At 36.2% G+C, this 18,557-nt stretch carries 18 protein-coding genes, 1 pseudogene and 1 riboswitch; of the genes and pseudogenes, 12 read left to right on the top strand and 7 right to left on the bottom strand.

Features of this window, described 5'->3' with window-relative positions:
• Window positions 1–162 precede the first annotated feature (162 nt).
• The 4 genes from D2K40_RS08570 to D2K40_RS08555 all read right to left on the bottom strand — a co-directional run bounded on the left by D2K40_RS08570 (window position 163) and on the right by D2K40_RS08555 (window position 3,644).
• Complete coding sequence (locus tag D2K40_RS08570; RefSeq protein ID WP_117155000.1) at window positions 163–930, bottom strand: tyrosine-protein phosphatase; 768 nt, start codon at window positions 928–930, stop codon at window positions 163–165.
• A 166-nt stretch (window positions 931–1,096) separates the two neighbouring features.
• Window positions 1,097–1,858, bottom strand: a complete 762-nt coding sequence (locus D2K40_RS08565) for a tyrosine-protein phosphatase (RefSeq protein ID WP_117154998.1) — start codon at window positions 1,856–1,858, stop codon at window positions 1,097–1,099.
• 351 nt (window positions 1,859–2,209) lie between these two features.
• Window positions 2,210–2,905: a CpsD/CapB family tyrosine-protein kinase gene (locus D2K40_RS08560; RefSeq protein ID WP_117154996.1), complete on the bottom strand. Its 696-nt coding sequence runs from the start codon at window positions 2,903–2,905 to the stop codon at window positions 2,210–2,212.
• Window positions 2,880–3,644 carry a YveK family protein gene (locus tag D2K40_RS08555; protein WP_117154994.1) on the bottom strand — a complete coding sequence of 255 codons (765 nt, stop codon included), beginning with the start codon at window positions 3,642–3,644 and terminating at the stop codon, window positions 2,880–2,882. The genes D2K40_RS08560 and D2K40_RS08555 overlap by 26 nt, the downstream gene beginning before the upstream one ends.
• A gap of 388 nt (window positions 3,645–4,032) precedes the next feature.
• A riboswitch (cyclic di-GMP riboswitch) is annotated at window positions 4,033–4,125 on the top strand.
• 68 nt (window positions 4,126–4,193) lie between these two features.
• On the opposite strand from D2K40_RS08555, the gene D2K40_RS08550 reads away from it, so the two are divergent.
• From D2K40_RS08550 to D2K40_RS08510, 9 genes are all read left to right on the top strand, one after another.
• A complete protein-coding gene (locus tag D2K40_RS08550; RefSeq protein WP_117154992.1) occupies window positions 4,194–4,925 on the top strand; it encodes an EAL domain-containing protein in 732 nt (243 codons plus the stop codon).
• A gap of 216 nt (window positions 4,926–5,141) precedes the next feature.
• The gene (locus tag D2K40_RS08545; protein WP_162879174.1) at window positions 5,142–6,608 is read left to right on the top strand and encodes a zinc ribbon domain-containing protein; all 1,467 of its coding nucleotides are present in this window, start codon (window positions 5,142–5,144) and stop codon (window positions 6,606–6,608) included.
• A gap of 23 nt (window positions 6,609–6,631) precedes the next feature.
• Window positions 6,632–7,426, top strand: a complete 795-nt coding sequence (locus tag D2K40_RS08540) for a zinc ribbon domain-containing protein (protein ID WP_117154988.1) — start codon at window positions 6,632–6,634, stop codon at window positions 7,424–7,426.
• A 140-nt stretch (window positions 7,427–7,566) separates the two neighbouring features.
• On the top strand, window positions 7,567–7,722 hold the full coding sequence (locus tag D2K40_RS08535) for a DUF1540 domain-containing protein (RefSeq protein WP_117154986.1): 156 nt from the start codon (window positions 7,567–7,569) through the stop codon (window positions 7,720–7,722).
• 837 nt (window positions 7,723–8,559) lie between these two features.
• Window positions 8,560–10,494, top strand: a complete 1,935-nt coding sequence (locus tag D2K40_RS08530; RefSeq protein WP_117154984.1) for an anaerobic ribonucleoside triphosphate reductase — start codon at window positions 8,560–8,562, stop codon at window positions 10,492–10,494.
• Entirely contained in the window at window positions 10,491–10,961 is a 471-nt protein-coding gene (nrdG, locus tag D2K40_RS08525) for an anaerobic ribonucleoside-triphosphate reductase activating protein (protein WP_117154982.1), read from the top strand. Before D2K40_RS08530 ends, nrdG begins: the two co-directional genes overlap by 4 nt.
• A gap of 169 nt (window positions 10,962–11,130) precedes the next feature.
• Window positions 11,131–11,487, top strand: coding sequence for a PilZ domain-containing protein (locus D2K40_RS08520; RefSeq protein WP_117154980.1), 357 nt, complete (start codon window positions 11,131–11,133; stop codon window positions 11,485–11,487).
• A gap of 96 nt (window positions 11,488–11,583) precedes the next feature.
• A complete protein-coding gene (gene corA, locus D2K40_RS08515) occupies window positions 11,584–12,537 on the top strand; it encodes a magnesium/cobalt transporter CorA (RefSeq protein ID WP_117154978.1) in 954 nt (317 codons plus the stop codon).
• A 522-nt stretch (window positions 12,538–13,059) separates the two neighbouring features.
• Window positions 13,060–14,016, top strand: a complete 957-nt coding sequence (locus D2K40_RS08510; RefSeq protein WP_117154976.1) for a nuclease-related domain-containing protein — start codon at window positions 13,060–13,062, stop codon at window positions 14,014–14,016.
• 30 nt (window positions 14,017–14,046) lie between these two features.
• Here D2K40_RS08510 and D2K40_RS08505 read toward each other — a convergent pair whose 3' ends face one another.
• The gene (locus D2K40_RS08505) at window positions 14,047–14,268 is read right to left on the bottom strand and encodes a hypothetical protein (RefSeq protein ID WP_117154974.1); all 222 of its coding nucleotides are present in this window, start codon (window positions 14,266–14,268) and stop codon (window positions 14,047–14,049) included.
• A 63-nt stretch (window positions 14,269–14,331) separates the two neighbouring features.
• Between D2K40_RS08505 and D2K40_RS08500 the strand changes: the two genes are divergently transcribed.
• Complete coding sequence (locus D2K40_RS08500) at window positions 14,332–15,516, top strand: MFS transporter (protein ID WP_117154972.1); 1,185 nt, start codon at window positions 14,332–14,334, stop codon at window positions 15,514–15,516.
• A 46-nt stretch (window positions 15,517–15,562) separates the two neighbouring features.
• Here D2K40_RS08500 and D2K40_RS08495 read toward each other — a convergent pair whose 3' ends face one another.
• The gene (locus tag D2K40_RS08495) at window positions 15,563–16,729 is read right to left on the bottom strand and encodes a nucleotide sugar dehydrogenase (RefSeq protein WP_117154969.1); all 1,167 of its coding nucleotides are present in this window, start codon (window positions 16,727–16,729) and stop codon (window positions 15,563–15,565) included.
• 162 nt (window positions 16,730–16,891) lie between these two features.
• On the opposite strand from D2K40_RS08495, the pseudogene D2K40_RS16805 reads away from it, so the two are divergent.
• Window positions 16,892–17,076, top strand: a pseudogene (locus tag D2K40_RS16805) (MFS transporter); the annotation flags it as partial.
• A gap of 89 nt (window positions 17,077–17,165) precedes the next feature.
• Here D2K40_RS16805 and D2K40_RS16390 read toward each other — a convergent pair.
• Window positions 17,166–17,309, bottom strand: coding sequence for a hypothetical protein (locus tag D2K40_RS16390; protein ID WP_162879173.1), 144 nt, complete (start codon window positions 17,307–17,309; stop codon window positions 17,166–17,168).
• Window positions 17,310–17,564: 255 nt separating this feature from the next.
• Between D2K40_RS16390 and D2K40_RS08490 the strand changes: the two genes are divergently transcribed.
• Window positions 17,565–18,551 (top strand): LCP family protein, encoded by a 987-nt coding sequence (locus D2K40_RS08490; RefSeq protein ID WP_117154967.1) that lies wholly within the window; start codon window positions 17,565–17,567, stop codon window positions 18,549–18,551.
• The last annotated feature ends 6 nt before the right edge of the window (window positions 18,552–18,557 follow it).

Raw genomic sequence — 18,557 nt, 5'->3', positions numbered from 1 at the left:
TCTCAACTTCTATACCCTAACGCAATCTATATAATTAAATACGCACACCTTATTATTGCGAAAGGAACAATTTTCTCGTTCCAAATTTCATATATTTTCTTTAAAAAAGTTTAGAATCTGTAGACTTTAATGCCTTTTAGTCTCCTGAAAAGGTATAAAAACCTAGAATAATCCTAAAAATTTCTTCTTATGAATTCTGGCTGGTTCGTCGCCGATTACAGTCATGCCATCAATAAGATATTGGGCATTTTCCATGAAATAATACAGCATACTTGAACCGAATTCTTCTTTTATCTCACTACTTGCTTCTTGCATACAAAATCCTCTAGTTGTTGTATTATGCGCATCTGATGCAATAAAATGTGTTAAATTAGCATCAATTAGTTCATGTGAGAATTTCTTTATTTTTTTACCAAACTTACCTACAACACTCGCTGCAGTCACTTGTGTTAGTGTGCCATTTCTGACAAAGTCATACAACATATTCGGGTGTTCCATTAATTCTTTATTTCGTTCGGGATGGACAATAATCGGTGTTAATCCATGTACTTGTAGGTCAAATAACAATTGATTTGTATAACGTGGAACATGATTGGATGGCAATTCAACAAATAGATAGCCACTTGTTTCATTTAAAGTTAATAATTCATTATGATCATAATCTGCTACCATTTCACCATAAATGCGTGTTTCTTGTCCTGGTAAAACAGTCAGCGGAATCTCTTCTTCTTGTAATCTATTATTCAGCTGATCGACATGTGTGATAATGTCAGATTTATAGTTATCAAAGCTTTCATTTTTATGATGAGGTGTCGCAATAATCGTATGTATACCTTGCGCAACAGCCGCCTTTGCCATCGCAACACTATCTACTGCATGCTTTGCACCATCATCGACGTTCGGTAAAATGTGACAATGTATATCAATCATAGACGTACACCCTCCTTTTTTTGCAATAATAATAGTGTAACAAATGATATAGTAAAAAGATACCAAATATACTACATTTTTCTGTATATTTTCATTTTATGCCACATACTTTTCACTACTAATTTAGGAGATCATTTGCATTTATTAGGTATAACGTACTAACAAATCAAAGTATCCCAAATATTTTCTTCTTTTTAATGCGTTTTTCTTCATTTCTAATCACAGCTTTTCCTTCCATCAAGTATACAGCATTCTCAACAAAAAAATAAGTCTTTTTCTTACCATATAGTTTGTTAATTTTTTGAACGGCTTCTTGAAAGTTATAGTTTTTATGACTTGTTGCAGCTGAACCAATAAAGTGTGCTTGATTTGCTTCAATCATTTGCAAAGCGAATTTATGCGCAGTTTTATCCCGCTTGCCTATAATACTATCAGTCGCTAGTTGGGTGAGTGCTCCTCTTTTTACAAATTGATAGAGCAGTTCTGGATCATCTTGAATCCAGGGATTTTTTTCAGGGTGTACGAGTATTGGTTGGTAGCCTTTAATTTGTAAATCAAATAGGAGCTGTGTTGTATAGGTAGGAATATGATTTCTAGGTAGATCGATTAATAAATATCCTGTTGATTGATTTAATTCAAGTAAGTTATCTTTCTCAAAGCTTGTTAGCATCTCTCGGTAAATACGGATCATTTGACCAGGAAGAACTTTTAAACCAATTTGTCGTTCTTTTAATGCTTGATTAAGCTGTTCCACCTGTTGAATGACTTGATTTTTGAAATTATGGTGGTATCCATTCATATGCTGGGGTGTTGCAATTATCGTATCGATACCCTGGTTCACTGCAGCATTTGCTATTGCAATACTTTCTTCCATATTTTCAGCACCATTATCAACACCAGGTAATATATGACAATGTATATCAATCATCACTCACAACTCCCTTTTTACATTTTACGGTTAGCGTACCATAAGGGATTTGTCAGTGGATTAGAAGTTTTGTCGCACCTGACATAGAATGATTTACATTATCTGCAAGTCTCTTAAACCAGAATGATTTAAAGACATGCTCTCAAAGATATATCCGTAAGGATTATTTAATAGACTGGAATTGCAGAGTAAATTCGCTTACCAAGTTAGAATTGTGTTAAATGACCCCTCCCTTTTATACAACACTATACATTAGCTAATTTCTCTAATTTAAAGATTTTCTGCATCTAAAAACACCCCAATTGTTAGATTGCTTCTAACAATTGGGGTGCTGTTCAGATAGTTGGTGAGTTAACCTTCTCCATAATAATAGTAGTTTCCTTTTTTCTGCTCACGGTCATTCAATATCACACCAAGTAATTTCGCTTGTGCAGGCATTAGTAATTCTTTTGCTTTTTCAGCATTTTCAAACTCTGTTTGCTTACTACGAACAACTAATAGTGCACCGTCCGATATATTCGCCAAGATCTGTGCATCCGTCACAGCAAGTACTGGTGGTGTATCAAAGATAATTAGATCATAATATTCAGATGCATCTGCAATTAATTTCTTCATAGCTTTTGATCCCAGCAATTCAGATGGGTTAGGCGGAATTGGACCACATGGTAAGACATCTAAATTCTGGACATCACTTTTAGCAACAGCATCATGTAGTGCTAACTCTCCAACTAGAACACTACTCAAACCACGACGGTTGTCAATACGAAACGTATAGTGAACGGTTGGTTTACGTAAATCTGCATCGATAAGCAATACGCGCTTGTCCTGTTGCGCGAAGACAATAGCAAGATTTGCAACGGTTGACGATTTTCCTTCAGATGGTCCTGCTGATGTTACAAGCATTGTTTTTAATTCTTCGTCTACTGATGAGAATTGTAGATTTGTTCGAATCGTTCGAAATTGTTCTGAAATTGGAGATCGCGGGTTTAATTTCGTAATCAAATGACGGACTGTATTATTTCTAGCTTGTTTTCTTCGCTTCGCCATTGAAACCTCCCCTTTCTCTTCTACTATGTTTTGTTTGTACAATGTTTGTAGGTGCAATATCTTTCTCTCCAACGTGTGAGATCACACCAATTACAGGTAATTCTAATTTCGTTTCAATGTCTGCTTCTGTTTTAATCGTATTATCAATATATTCTAATAGGAAAGCTAAACCAACACCAACCATGCCACCAAGTACAAGTGCAATTGCCATGTTTAAGGTAAGGTTCGGGCTTACTGGTTGTGGATCTGCAGGTAGCACTGCTTCTGATAACACACTTACATTATCTACGTTCATTAAATTATCGATGTCATTTTGGAATATTTCTACTGTTGTATTCGCAATCGCAACTGCCATTTCTGGATCAGGGTCTGTTGCAGTAACAGTTACAACTTGTGAATTTTGCGCATTTGCTACACTTAATTTATTGCTTAATGTTCCAGATGAAATTGTTAAATCTAACTCATCCACCACTTGATCTAGAATCCGGGAACTTTTAATAATGACATTGTATGTATTTATGATTTCAACATTTGATCGAATATCATTAACACTAACATTATTATCTTCACTTGATTTTTGATTAACAATAAACTGGGAACTAGATTGATAGGTTGGCGTTATTAAGAAATGCGTAACAAGTCCACTAACTAGTGCAGCACATAAGGTAAGCGTGATGATCATTACCAGACGCTTTTTCAGCACCTCGAATATTTCTTTTAAAGATATCGTTTCTTCCATAGATATGATCCTCCTGAGGCTTATTTCTATCATTTTTTATATATTGTCAAATTAGTAACAAATGAAATTATAGCACAAATATTTGTCTTAATGGCACTAAAATTGGAAATTGTGTTATAAAAATATTGGGAATGAGTAGATAGTTTGATTGAAATGGTGTGTGTATATGTAAGACTACCTATGAAAGACAGATTTCTAGTGATCAATCTTATTATTTAAGGAAATCATTTTGTATAAGAATATAAAATTTACTTTTTCAAGACAATCGTCCCATTATATCAATTCTAGCTAAAACATCACTTTTTATGTAAAACCTATTGGAATTTTGTCGAAATTTGGTATAATATACAAAATAAGATTATTTGAACGTACAAATTTTAATAAGGTTTACCGATAAAGGCAAACTTATCGAAAGGTAAGGACGCAAAGCCAAGGGTCTAACGTATACATGAATGTATGCCACGATTGCCGAGCCACCGAAGAAACTAGACATTGGGTGAACCTATCTGTGAATAGGTTCACCCTTTTCTATTTCAGGGGGAAAAGACTATGCTCATCGATGATTTTATTGAAAAGGAACAATTCCATCATGACTTCCAGCCGATCTTTAATATCGAAAACGGACTAAGAATTGGTTATGAGATATTGTTACGTACTACCATTTATCCAAATCCTGAGTTTGCTTTTAATGAAGCAAAGAAAGCGAACCGATTATTTGATTTGGATTCCCAATCCATAGCTAAAGCATTATCCACCTATGGATCGGGAGGCGTAAGCCGTAAAGATGAATTATTATTTATAAATGTGTATCCTTCAACCATCTCGGACTGCACTTTTATTAGACTTTTGCATCAATTAACAAGGCAAAATGAACTATCTAAAGAAAATATCGTGCTGGAAATAGCCGAATCTGAACTGATCGAACACCCAAACTGTTTTATGCATGAACTACAAGCACTCAAACAACAAGGGTATAGGATAGCACTAGATGATGTCGGCAAAGGCTACGCTAATTTTGACATGCTAATTGAATTAGAACCTGATTACATTAAGCTTGATAAGATGTTTGCCAACGATCTTGATACTTCGACAAAGAAACAAGGACTAATCCGATTTTTTCTATTTTATTGCAAAGAAAATCAAGTGACTTTAATATTAGAAGGTTTAGAAACAAAAGCTGAGCTATTGATGGCCAAAGACTTAGGTATACCCATCGGTCAAGGTTTTTTTCTTGGAAGGCCTGCTGCCTTGAACCAGGCAAGCAAATATACTATTGGTTAGTTACTTATAAGGGGGGATAGATTTAAACTACCTCATAAAGCATCTCCCCTTACAAGCAGTGCACTTTCCCCAAAACACTTGTCTCATTCATGCTAATTCCCCTTTAAAATAACATGCATTATTTTTCAAAAATCTACAAATTATGCTAGTAGCCCTAGGTACATTGCGCTATACTTATTTATTGTATGACAATTTAATTATGAAAGGATGAAACCTATGAGCTACTGTAAAGAATGCGGTCATGCATTAAAAGCCAACTCCAACTTTTGTCCTGAATGTGGGACAGCTGTGCAGCATGTACATACGCAAGCACCACCTAATCCGAATCCTACACCTGTTTTTTCAACATGGCTTAAAAAAATAAAGCATGCATCGAAAAAACAAAAGATTATTGCGATTAGTGTAATTGCGTTACTACTAATAGTAATTGGTGGCTATCAAGTCGGTGCGAAGATGACCGATAAAGAACGAATCATTGAAAAGTTCGAAACGGCTTTACAAGAAGAAGATGCTGCAACACTGACTAAGCTGTTGGAATCAAGTGATAGTCGGTTAGAGATTACTGAAGAAGAGGTTACTAAGTTAGTAGCATTAATTAGTGAAACACCATCCGCTTTACAATACTTTATTGATGGACTTGAGCAGCAAGCTAACGCTTTTGATGGTGATTATGAACAAGATTCTAGTACGATTTTTTCACTTGAGAAAGACGGAAAAACGGCACTTATATATGATCGTTATTATATCGAGGTCATGCCCTTCTATTTTGAAGTTGCGACAAACATGGCTGATACGCAAATATTTCTTGGTGACAAAGAAATTGCAGTTACTGAGTCAGAGGCATTCAGTAAAGAGTTTGGGCCTTTTCTGCCTGGTGTTTATACAGTAAAGGCTAGCTTTGATAATGATTATGCCCTACTAGAAAACCAACAAACAATTGAATTATTAGAGCCTTATCATCAAGAACAATATGTTGACCTGACTTTATACGGCGAATATATTTCATTTAACTCAGAGTATCAAGATATTGCTGATTCTGTTACGTACTACCTGAATGATAAAGCACTTGATATCGAAACCGATGAATCTTTTGGTCCTGTTTCTGTAGATGGATCAGTAAATGCTCATGCTGTTCTAAGCTTTCCTTGGGGTGATGTGACTACTGAAAAAACTGCAGTTGATTCGCGTTATATGAATTTGCAAGTTTCAAATCCTTTTAGCGAAGAAATGCAAACAGACATTATTGATACAATCCATATATTTGGTCAAGACATGGCTGTAGCAAATGAGGCATTAGATCCCTCTTTATTTACAACCACAACGAGTACTTACCAAGATGATGTTGCTACTAGCACCTTTAATTCGATGGAAAATTGGAACAAGCAATGGATTGGAAGCTACGAGAAAACTGTTGTTGACTTGGATAGCTTTTATTTGTCTCAAGAAGAAGACCAGTATGTATTAAATGTTAATGCAGCACTATATTTTGATGCAGCAAGCTATTACGAATATGAAGATGAAGAAATAGATACAAGTGAAATTGAAACAGCTGAAGAAATAAATGAGTGGCAATTGAAATTAATTTACCAACCTGAGGATGATGCATGGTTGATTGAAGATCACTATGGCCTTTGGTCATTTAATCCAGACAATACTGTAGAACGTGTTATGGAAGCAAATTAATCAAATGAAGGAGAGAGATAGATATGAACTGTCCAAACTGTCAAGCTGCACTAGAAGAGAATGCTAAGTTTTGTACAAATTGTGGTACAAAAATAAATGAGGAAAATGTAGCTCATGTAGCTACTAGTGCGCAACATACAGAAACTGCACAACATGTGCCTAATCAACAAGAACAAACAGGAGATTATGTACAACAAGGGAAACAAATCAGCAAACAATATTGGAATTTTATCTTGCAAGCAATGGCACATCCGTTTGAGGTAAGTAAAAAGGTTCGTGAAGCTGATAAAGTAAATGGCATGATTACATTGGCGCTATTTTCATTATTTGTTCCTTTATTTACGTACATTACAATCCATTCGCTTAGTGGTGGCTACCTAGCACCGACTTTTACCGATGTTGTATTAAAGCCATTCATCATTTTCCTAATCTTTTTTGCTTTGCTTATTGCTGTGAAATTCGGTGTTGCTAAATTAATGAAAGCAAATGTTTCATTTATAGATGTAATGACTCGATTTGGCACATTAATGGTATTACCTACAGCAGTGGCGATGACAGCTGTTCTTTTTGCTATTTTAGATAGTTACACATTTAGCAGCATTTTGCTACTACTCGCAATCAGCACTGCTTCTATGGCAAGTACGGCAACAATCTTTTCATTAAAAACAAAAGCGCCAGCAACTAGTGGGCTTGATGTCTATTATGGCGTTGTTTTAACCTATGTAGCAATGGCAATCATTTTACTACTTATTGGTGATAGCATATTAGGTAACCTTATTAATGAAATGCAACGTGGTTTTTACGGGATACCATTTTAATATTTTCTTATGAGATACAGGGTGGAGAGCTATTATAAGCTTTCCACTCTTTTTTGGTTGCAATAAAATTTTCCTACCAAAATTTAGCGTACATGTTTTTGCTTTTCTGACGGATGCTAGTGGTGTAGGAGGCGGGTGCTTTGGCTGAAGATGTACTATGTGAGGTGCAGAATTGTAAGTACTGGGCGAAAGAAAACCATTGTAGTGCAAATTCCATTTATGTGGTGAGCCATCATGGTAAAAAGGCTGCCAATCAAGAAGAAACTGATTGTCAAACTTTCGAACCACACCATTAGCATAACCTTCTTTAACGGAACGGATTCGGATGCCTACCGAATCCGTTCTTTCTTGTGCGCGTATACTCTTTTCTCAAACATTGTTGCTTCTTAATATACAGACTAGATTATAGGTACGAAGTAGCCTTCTCATCCGCTTCTCAAATGAAATTAACTCCCTTTACGCAGGCAGGGCTTTATGATGGGGTGAGTAATCGCAGTCCCACGGCTTCAGCTAACTGGGAAGCAATGTTTTCGTGGGCCGAGTAACCGCAGGCCCAAAGAACGCTTCCGAGTGGATCTTCAGCTCGCGCTGTTCCTGCAGGACAAGGAATGCTTCAATGAACTCACATCGCACGAAGGAAATCGAACTGTATTTCCGAGGAGTGTCGTCAATTTCATTTGATACGCTAGTTTAGTCTAAGAAATATAATAATGCAGTATAGATCACTTTAGTAGCATAAAAGCTTATTGAGTATTATGTTAATCCATGATTAGGTCCACTAACTAGCGCAAGTAAGCAAATGGATGACTCCTATGGTTGGGTAGATAACAGGCTCGCGCATTCAATAGTATCACGTTTCCTGCAGCCCCCCTACGATCAAACACTACGTTAAAAAGTTCGTATAGTTATATATACCCTATTATGAAATTTCTGTGAATAATATTTATCAATTTATGCCGAAAATCCACGTGCTTTCCCTCTACTACAACAAATCAAGCTAAAAATCTTTTTAATCAATTGTGATATTAAGCACAGTTTTTAATTTGATTTTCATGCTAGACTAATCACCGTACACTAGATATAGATTTTAAATTCATACATAAGCACTATATATTGTAATAGGAGTGAGGTTAATGCACACAACAACTCTAACCAAATCAACTGAAGATGCACTTTTAGCATCATTAAACGAAATTGTCGACGCAAGTAATCAAGACCTTATTCAGGAAAATGCCAATGTCGATGGGCAATCTCCAATGGGGCAAATGTCAAAATTCGCATCAGAAGCTGCCAAGCATTATGCCAAAAAAATGATGCTAGGTGCAGACGTAACAGAAGCAATCGAGGAAAATTTCATCCATCCACATGATTTAGATTTCATGCCAACTGGAACAACGACTTGTTGTCAGATTCCGCTTGGCGCTATTTTAAAAGATGGTTTTAATACAGGACATGGTTATATGCGTGAACCGAATGACATTGTGAGCGCAATGGCACTCGCATCGATTGTCTTCCAATCCAACCAAAACATGCAACATGGCGGCCAGAGCTACCCCATGTTTGATTATGACCTAGCACCATATGTACACAAAACATATCTAAAACATAAAAAGCGTCTAGCAGGCTATGAAACTACCTACCAGGCAGAAGAGATTGAAAGAATTGCATGGGAAGAAACAGATCGTGCAGTCTATCAAGCATGTGAAGCATTCGTGCATAACTGTAATTCCATGCATTCTCGTGGAGGTGGACAAGTACCATTCGTATCGATTAATTATGGTACAGATACTTCAGCAGAAGGCCGCTTATTAGTGAAAAATATCTTACTTGCAACCAAAGCAGGTCTCGGAAATGGCGAAACACCAATTTTCCCAATTCAAATCTTTAAAATGAAAAAAGGTATTAATTTTGAAGTGGACGAGCCTAACTATGATTTATATCAATTAGCACTTGAGACAACAGCAAAGCGTCTATTCCCTAACTTTAGTTTTATTGATTCTACATTTAACGGACAATATTATAATGGCACACCAGAATCAGAGGTTGCCTATATGGGTTGTCGTACACGGGTAATGGGCAATCGTCATGGCGAAGAAAATGGTATCCAGCGCGGTAATTTATCCTTCACTTCAATTAATCTAGTTAAGATTGCCTTAACGACTAATAGTGAAAATGCTTTTTTTGAGAAACTAGAAGATTATATGGAACTGACAATCAAACAATTATTAGAACGCTACCAGTTCCAAATAAAAAAACAAGCACAACACTTCTCCTTTTTATATGGACAAAACGTTTGGTTAGGTAGTGAGACGCTTGAAGCGAATGATACGTTAGAAGATGTTCTAAAACATGGTACATTGAGCATTGGTTTTATTGGATTAGCAGAGGCGCTTGTTGCATTAATTGGCGAGCATCATGGTGAATCAGAAGAGGCATTTCGTTTGGGATATCGGATTGTTGAGCACATGCGTAATAAAGTAGATCAAGCTGCAATCTTTTATGATTTGAACTTTTCTTTGATCGCAACACCTGCGGAAGGCTTATCAGGTCGATTTACAAAGAGAGATCAAGCTGAATTTGGTGTGATTCCTGGTGTAACAGAGCGTACCTATTATACGAACTCATTCCATGTGCCTGTCTATTACAAGATCAAAGCAATTGATAAAATTAGAAAAGAAGGCGCGTTCCACAAATTCTGTAATGGTGGTCACATCTCTTATGTCGAGTGTGATGGTGATGTATCTAAAAATACGAAAGCACTAGATAAATTAGTCAAAACAATGGGTGAAAGTGATTTTGGTTATGGGTCGATTAACCACCCCGTTGATCGTTGTACAAGCTGTGGCTACACCGGCATTATTGATAATGCGTGCCCGAGCTGTGATACTTCTGATGAAGATAAAGTTGAGCGAATTAGACGGATTACTGGTTACTTGGTTGGGGATATGAAAAAGTGGAATTCCGCAAAACGCGCAGAAGAAAGTCAACGTGTGAAACATCAGAGCAAAATGCGTGAGGATGATCAGTTATCTATTTTTGACACAATAGAACGTGTGGATCCTTCATGAAGGTAATGAATATTATTCACGATTCCGTTGTTGATGGCGATGGACTTCGTACGGTTATTTTTTTTGCAGGGTGTCCCCACTTTTGCGAGGGATGTCATAACCCTGCTAGCTGGAATATTCGAAATGGAACAGAAATGACAGTAGATCAAGTTGTTGAGGAAGTCGCAACTAATCCGTTAACTGATGTAACACTCTCAGGTGGAGAACCTTTCTTCCAAGCAGAGGAGGTTGCTCAAGTGGCACGCCGCTTAAAGGAATTAGGCAAACACATTTGGGCATACAGTGGTTATACCCTTGAGCAGCTGCAACATTCTGAAGATAAAGCAAAACGCAAATTACTCAGCTACTGCGATGTCTTAGTTGATGGTCCGTTTGTCTTAGCAAAACGGGATTTAACATTAAAGTTTCGAGGTAGTAGTAATCAACGTGTGATTGATTTAAATAGATTGGAAGTAAATGCGTATTGAATATAATAAGAGGCTCCACTTTACCTTGGCAGAGCCTCTCAATTTTTCAACTAGCCTGTTTTGTTTACCGCAAAAACTTTCCAAATATTCACCAAATTGTCATTGACATTGAATATCATTATCGATATGTTTAAGTAGTAAAATTTTCTAATTGAAGGGAACTATTTTGATGCCCAGAATGTATGCTCGTGCACATTTTTCAAATCCTCCCGTAATTAATGCTTCGATTCAAGTAGCTGATGGATCATGCTTGTTACAAAAGGATAGTAAGATTGTTATACACAACATAGGGTTACAAGGGTTACGTTTTTCTTCTATGACAGCGTTTTCCGTTGGAGATACAATTAAATTGCAAGTAAGTTTGTTTTCACCAACTAACCGCATTTGCGGCGAAATCATTTGGAAAAAAGAGGATCCTGATACCTACCACTATGGATTGAAAATTATTACGTCCGACTACGACTTTTTTCAATTTATGCACTCCTATGATACCTACATAAATGAACACCAATATGCACCCCAATAAAAACGGCTAAAAGCCGTTTTTATTTTTCTTGAAATGCGATTACTTGTCTATCTTTGCTGGCTATACTACACTACATATAGAGGCAGGTGGCAGTCGATGATCGACATTTTAGCAGTAGATAAATACAATAATCTTATAAAGTTGGATTCCATTGAGGGATTACAACAAGGTGACTATGCATGGTACTGGATTGATTTTAATCAACCAACAGACACAGAAGTTATCCACCTTTCAGAAAGCCTGCATTTTCATCCGTTAGCAATTGAAGACTGTCTACAACAGTTGCAACGAGCTAAGTTAGATTACTATGATGCATTTAGTTTTTTCATCATGTATGCAATAGACCCTAAGGATTTGTCACAACAAGAACATGATTTTTTCCTTCATGAAGATTATATTGTCACGTTTCATAAACAACCTTCAAGGCAAGTATCACAAGTGTGGGAACGCCTGATTAAAATGCAGGCAAAAGATATTGATAATTGGGGCCCTTATCGGATATTCTATGAGATTTCTGATAAGATCGTTGATCACTATTTCCCGCTTATTTATGAATTAGAGGATCAGCTAAATGAAGTGGAAGATAATCCAAACGAAGAAGCAATGTCTGTCCTATTGGATAGGTTATTTGATATTAGGCACCAGCTTTTACAATTACGACATACGATTAATCCAATGCGCGATCTGTTTTATCGAATGTTAAATTCGAGTCATTTGACAGGGTTAAAGGAACGGCGCGCCTATTTTACTGATGTGTATGATCATTTATTAAAACTATCAGAGATGGTTGCATCGAATCGTGAAATAGCAAATGATATACGTGATAATTACTTATCGTTGAACTCACACCAAACGAATGAAGTGATGAAAGTCTTGACTATTATCACTTCTATTTTCGCACCACTCACTTTTATTGCTGGTATTTATGGAATGAACTTTGTTAATATGCCAGAACTGGAATGGGAATATGGTTATTTTGTTGTACTGGGTGTAATGGGTGTAATGGCTGTCGTGATGTATTTGTGGTTTAAGCGAAAAGGATGGTTTTAGTATTTGTAGGAGGCTCCGCTTTGGTTGGCGGGGCTACTTTTGTTGTATTCGGCGTGGCGTGACGTTGAGTTGATTATTCGGCGACTTTTTAATTTATTCAGCCATCTTGAGCGTTATTCGGCGAAATTGAGAATTATCCGGCGAAAATGGAAATTATTCAGCGAAAACACCTAAATAGAGCGGTTAAAATTTAATTAGAATTGATTTTTTATGAAATGTCGTAATTTGCTGGATTTTTTTAGAATAGTAACTTATAATTACAATATTAACCACGCCAAACCCGTTAATACAAGCTTTACATCAGCATGATTCCCTCTCACCTTTCAAATCAACCAATTTTATATTTACACATCCCTAAGTAATACTGTATTCCCACCAATTATTTGATTTGCGCTAAACTAGATTATTACACTACACCTAAACTTCTACGACCAACTTCAGTAATTTTCAAATTTCTTTTAAGTACACTCACTTATGCCCTTTTTCAATTACCCACACCCTTGATAAGAAAGGAGTTTTTCATTGATAATATTACCTTGCGAGAAAACGGCTGAACTACGACAATTAGAAGTTCTAATGGCTAGGCTAATGCGGCGTGATCCTAATTTTCAGAAGTTAGATGAATTATACGGGAAGGTATCTAGCGGATATTTTGGTGAAAGTTCTCTAGATTATTATTTGAAATTGGTTGATTTAGATGATGCATTTATTTTATACGGATTGCGACTCCCCGAGTCTGGTAGTTACTTTCAAATTGATGCACTCATATTAACCTCAAAGATTTGTTTCATTATTGAGGCTAAGAATTTCAAAGGGGAAATAAGCTTCAATCGTGCTGGACAGATGATTCGGACACTTGATGGGATTAGTGAAGCATTCAGTGATCCTATGGCCCAAGCGCATGCTCAAAAACAGCGATTGCAGCACTATATCATGGCGCTGGGATATACACCTTTGGAGATTCACTGCATTGTTTCTTTTACGCATCCAAAGGTGATACTTAACCTTGAAGAGAACGATACTATTGATATCATGGTAAACCAACATTTACCTAGAAGGATGGATGAGGTTTTGTACAGTCGGCAGAAGCAGTCTTATCAGATAGAGGAATTACGTTTGCTTGCTACTATCTTGAAGAAAAACCACAGCCCAAGAGAATATAATGTGATCGAAAAATACGAGATTAATCCGTTTAATATTAAGAAAGGCGTTTGGTGTCCATCTTGCAAAGATGTAATGTTAGATCGTCTGCATAGTAATTGGAGTTGCCCGAAATGTAAGTCCAAAAATCGAAATGCTCAATTAAATGCACTCCAGGAATATGCGATTCTATATAATAATCAAATAACGAACAAAGAGGCTCGCGAATTTTTAGGACTGCAATCTAGTTCTGTCACAAAAAGAATTCTTCATCATCCTAAAATCCAGAAAGTAGGGACAACAAAGGACTCCTATTACATATTGGATGGGGTTATTTGAGGCTGTTAGGTTCCAGTGTGCCGGAACCTTTTACTTTGAATTGCTTTTTGGATCGGATTTGGGTGACTTCGCTGAATAATTGATGGTTTCGCCGAATAATGCTTGAGATCGCCGAATTAATTCGATTTCCGCCGGATAATTCTCATTTTCGCCGAATAATCTCTGAAATCGTCGGAATACAACTCTCGATCGCCCAATCCACATCAGCTCACCTCCAATAATGACAATTTCCAAACATATAGGCTGTTTCATTTCAAAACCTCCTAAACTTGTGTATAATATATTTCGAGTGTCGAAGGAAAGAAGGAGACTACTATGGCAGAATATACAGAAACACAAACAATAGATAAAGAAAAGATTTGGACAAAAGACTTTGCCCTGATTTGTGCGGCAAACTTTTTTATTTTTCTCGGCTTTCAAATGACCTTGCCTACTATTCCATTATTTGTGCAGCATCTCGGTGGTAGTGACCAGTTAATTGGGGTAGTTACCGGCATATTCACCTTTTCCGCACTATTATTTCGACCTTATGCTGGACATGCCTTAGAATCAAAAGGACGTCAATTTGTTTATATGCTTGGACTCGGGATCTTCGTATTATCTGTTGCATCCTATTCCATTATTGGTGCAATTGGATTTCTAATTATCATGCGGATGGCACAAGGTATAGGTTGGGGGTTCTCGACGACTGCAACTGGAACAATTGCAACTGATTTAATTCCACAAAAACGACGTGGTGAAGGAATGGGTTACTTCGGATTATCCGGTAACTTTGCATTAGCACTTGGACCTACCTTAGGGTTAACCTTAGTTGGAATGATTAGCTTTTCCCAGTTATTTTTAATCTGTGCTTCGCTTGGGCTCGTCGCATTCTTACTATCTACTCAGATTCGATATAAAAAGGTCGAACAGTCCGAAAGTAAAGCAGCAACGATTAAATTTGACTTCTTTGAAAAAAGTGCGGTTAAACCTGCTTCTTTACTATTTTTCATTACTGTTACATTTGGCGGAATTGCCTCTTTCCTCCCTTTATATACTGCACAAAAAGGAATCGAAGGGATTGAGATTTACTTTCTGTTCTTCGCCTTATTTTTAATGATATCACGATCATTTGCAGGAAAATTATATGATTTAAAAGGACATATTGCAGTATTTATACCGGGGACTTCCCTTATTATCGGGGCTATGCTTCTGTTAGTTTGGTTACCAAACGCAACTGTTCTATTTATTGCAGCTGCACTATACGGATTAGGATTTGGAAGTGTCCAACCCGCCTTACAAGCTTGGGCTGTTAACGAAGCCGCCGCCAATCGAAAAGGAATGGCTAATGCTACGTTCTTTGCATCGTTTGATCTTGGAGTTGGTGTCGGGGCAATGACATTCGGACTAATCGCAGCAAGTTTTGGTTATAGCATCATTTATTTAGCTGCTGCAGTTTCTGTTTTAGCGTCGATGTTGATTTATATTACATTACTAATTAAAAATGGACGGACAGCCTAATCTAAAAAAGTACGCTCTCGACTTGAGAGCGTACTTTTTCTATTCATTAATCTCTACTATATAAATCTCTTGTGTAAACTTGATCCTCAACATCCTTTAAATCTTCTGTTAGGCGATTGGCAACAATCACGTCAGAAATTTGTTTGAACGTTTCGAAATCCTTAATCACTTTGGAATTATAAAAATCCTCTTCTTCAAGTGCTGGTTCATATACAACAACTTCGATGCCTTTTGCTTTAATACGCTTCATTACACCTTGAATCGCAGACTGTCTAAAGTTATCAGAGTCTTTCTTCATTGTTAAGCGATAAATACCAACAACATTAGGATTCTTTGCTATAATACTAGTCGCAATATGGTCTTTTCTTGTCCTGTTTGCATCTACAATCGCTGCCATAATATTGTTAGGTACATCTTCGTAATTTGCTAGCAACTGCTTCGTATCTTTTGGTAAGCAGTATCCACCATAACCAAATGAAGGATTATTATAATGCGTACCAATTCGTGGGTCTAATCCAACACCTTCAATAATTTGTTTTGTATTTAGGCCTCTTACTTCCCCATATGTGTCTAGCTCGTTAAAGAATGACACACGCATTGCCAGGTACGAATTAGCAAATAGTTTAATTGCTTCAGCCTCGGTTGAGTTTGTCAACAACACATCAATATTCTTTTTCAATGCACCTTGTTCCAACAGGCTAGCGAATTGTCTAGCACGATCAGATTGCTCCCCAACAACGATACGTGACGGATATAAGTTATCAAATAGCGCTTTTCCTTCACGTAAAAATTCTGGTGAGAAAATGATATTTCCTGTTTTAAACTTCGCTTTCGTTTCAACTGTATACCCTACAGGCACTGTTGATTTGATAACCATTGTTGCCTGTGGATTGATCGCTGTCACCGTTTCGATAACTTTTTCAACTGTACTTGTATCAAAATAGTTTTTGTCTGGATCATAGTTTGTTGGTGTAGAAATAATAACAAAATCAGCATTATCATAAGCTGCATTTACATCTGTTGTTGCGGTAAGATTTAAATCCTTTGTTGCTAAATACTCTTCTATCTCCGGATCAATAATAGGTGATTTTTTATTGTTTATCAGATCGACTTTTTCTTGGATAATATCTAGGGCAACTACTTCGTTATGTTGTGCTAACAATATGGAATTCGACAATCCTACATACCCGGTACCTGCAACGGCTATTTTCATAGATATGCACATCCTATACATTTAAATTTGTTGAAATGTATCTATTGGCATATATAGAACTGGAATTATTGCTGATTTAATAACTTCATTACATTGTATTCTCACATATATATATCTGATAATTACTTGAAACTTATTTTCTAATGTGGCTGCAGCAAATCGAAAGGCATGGCTAATGCTACGTTCTTTGCATCGTTTGATCTTGGAGTTGGTGTTGGGGCAATGACATTCGGACTAATAGCAGCGAGTTTTGGTTATAGCATCATCAATTAGCTGCTGCAGTTTCTGTTTTGGTATCAATGTTGATTTATATTACATTGTTAATTAAAAATGGACGGACAGCTTAAATGTCCTTCTGTTTACAATTCCAATATATTAAGTAAACATTAAAAGGATAAGCCAGTAATTAGTGGCTTATCCTTTTTTCTATAGGTTACTATGTTCTTTTTAAAATTCGAGGTAATTCTGCTTGAAGTTGATGCATAACTTCTTGTAGCGAAGCTCCTTGCGATCCTTTTTGATAAACATTAGATAAAAGAGCTTTTAATTTATCACTATCTGTAGCATTTGTATCTTTCATCTTATATTCTCCCATAAATAATAGTAATGTAATATAATTCTAATACCATGTAGGTAAAGAACCCAATTAATCCTACAATCGAGCTTTTAAAAATATTATCATAGATATATATTTTTGTATATATTCTAATCAGAATTTACATAACTAGCCAATTATGAAGTGTTTTATACTTAATTTTACTATCTCATTGAAACTTTTTTTAAATATCTCTATAATAGATAAAGTCAATTGTATTATATTTAAAGGAGAATGGATATGGACCGTAAAGAATTGCGAAAAAGTAAGAAGAAACGAAAGAGAAATCGCATTATATTAATTTCCCTTTCCTTACTTCTTGTTTTGATTAGCTTTGGTGGTTATTTATTTTTCCGAACCTATCAAGCTGCCAATGAAACATATGATGATTTAGGAAGAGATAAATCAGAATTAAGACAAAAGGAAGTTTCTATTAGTGATGACCCTGTTTCCATTCTCTTAATGGGTGTAGAAAACTATTCATCTGGAGATCAAAGTGGACGTTCGGATACACTCATGGTAGCTACTTTTAACCCAAAGGATGAACACTTAAAACTTTTAAGTATTCCTCGTGACACACGTGTTGTAATACCTGATCGGGATGGTAAGGACAAAATTAATCATGCATTTGCGTTCGGTGGAAAAGAACTAACAATACAAACAGTCGAACGATTTCTCAATATACCTATAGATTATTATGCAACTGTTAATTTCGATGGTCTTAAAAGTATTGTTGATACTGTTGGAGGAATTACGGTTGATGTTCCTTTTGATTTTAAACAGAATAGTGATGATAGAGTTGCTGAAAAATTACAATTTTACGAAGGTGAAATGGAATTAAACGGGCGTTATGCATTAGCATATGCAAGAATGAGGTTAGAAGACCCTCGTGGGGACATTGGTCGAAATGAGCGTCAAAAACAAGTTGTAGAGGCAATAATCGAAGAATTAATCTCTGCATCAACTATTATGAAAATTGATAATCTAGCAAAAGACTTAGAAAGTAATTTAGAGACAAATATGAAACTAAGAGAGGCAGTAGCCTTTTTCAGAAGGTATTCTGATTTTAGAGTAAGTAACATTGATCAAATTACACTAGAAGGGGAAAGTCAGTACATTAATAGCTTATCTTATTATATACCTACTGAAGAATCCTTAAATGAAGTAAAAAACGAGTTAAGGAACCACCTTGAATTAGAGTCAGATGGTAATATGACCGAAGAGTAAACATCA

It is taken from the genome of Paraliobacillus quinghaiensis (assembly GCF_003426025.1).
GTDB classification, from domain to species: Bacteria; Bacillota; Bacilli; order Bacillales; family Amphibacillaceae; genus Paraliobacillus_A; species Paraliobacillus_A quinghaiensis.
This window is presented reverse-complemented; position numbering and strand designations above follow the sequence as displayed.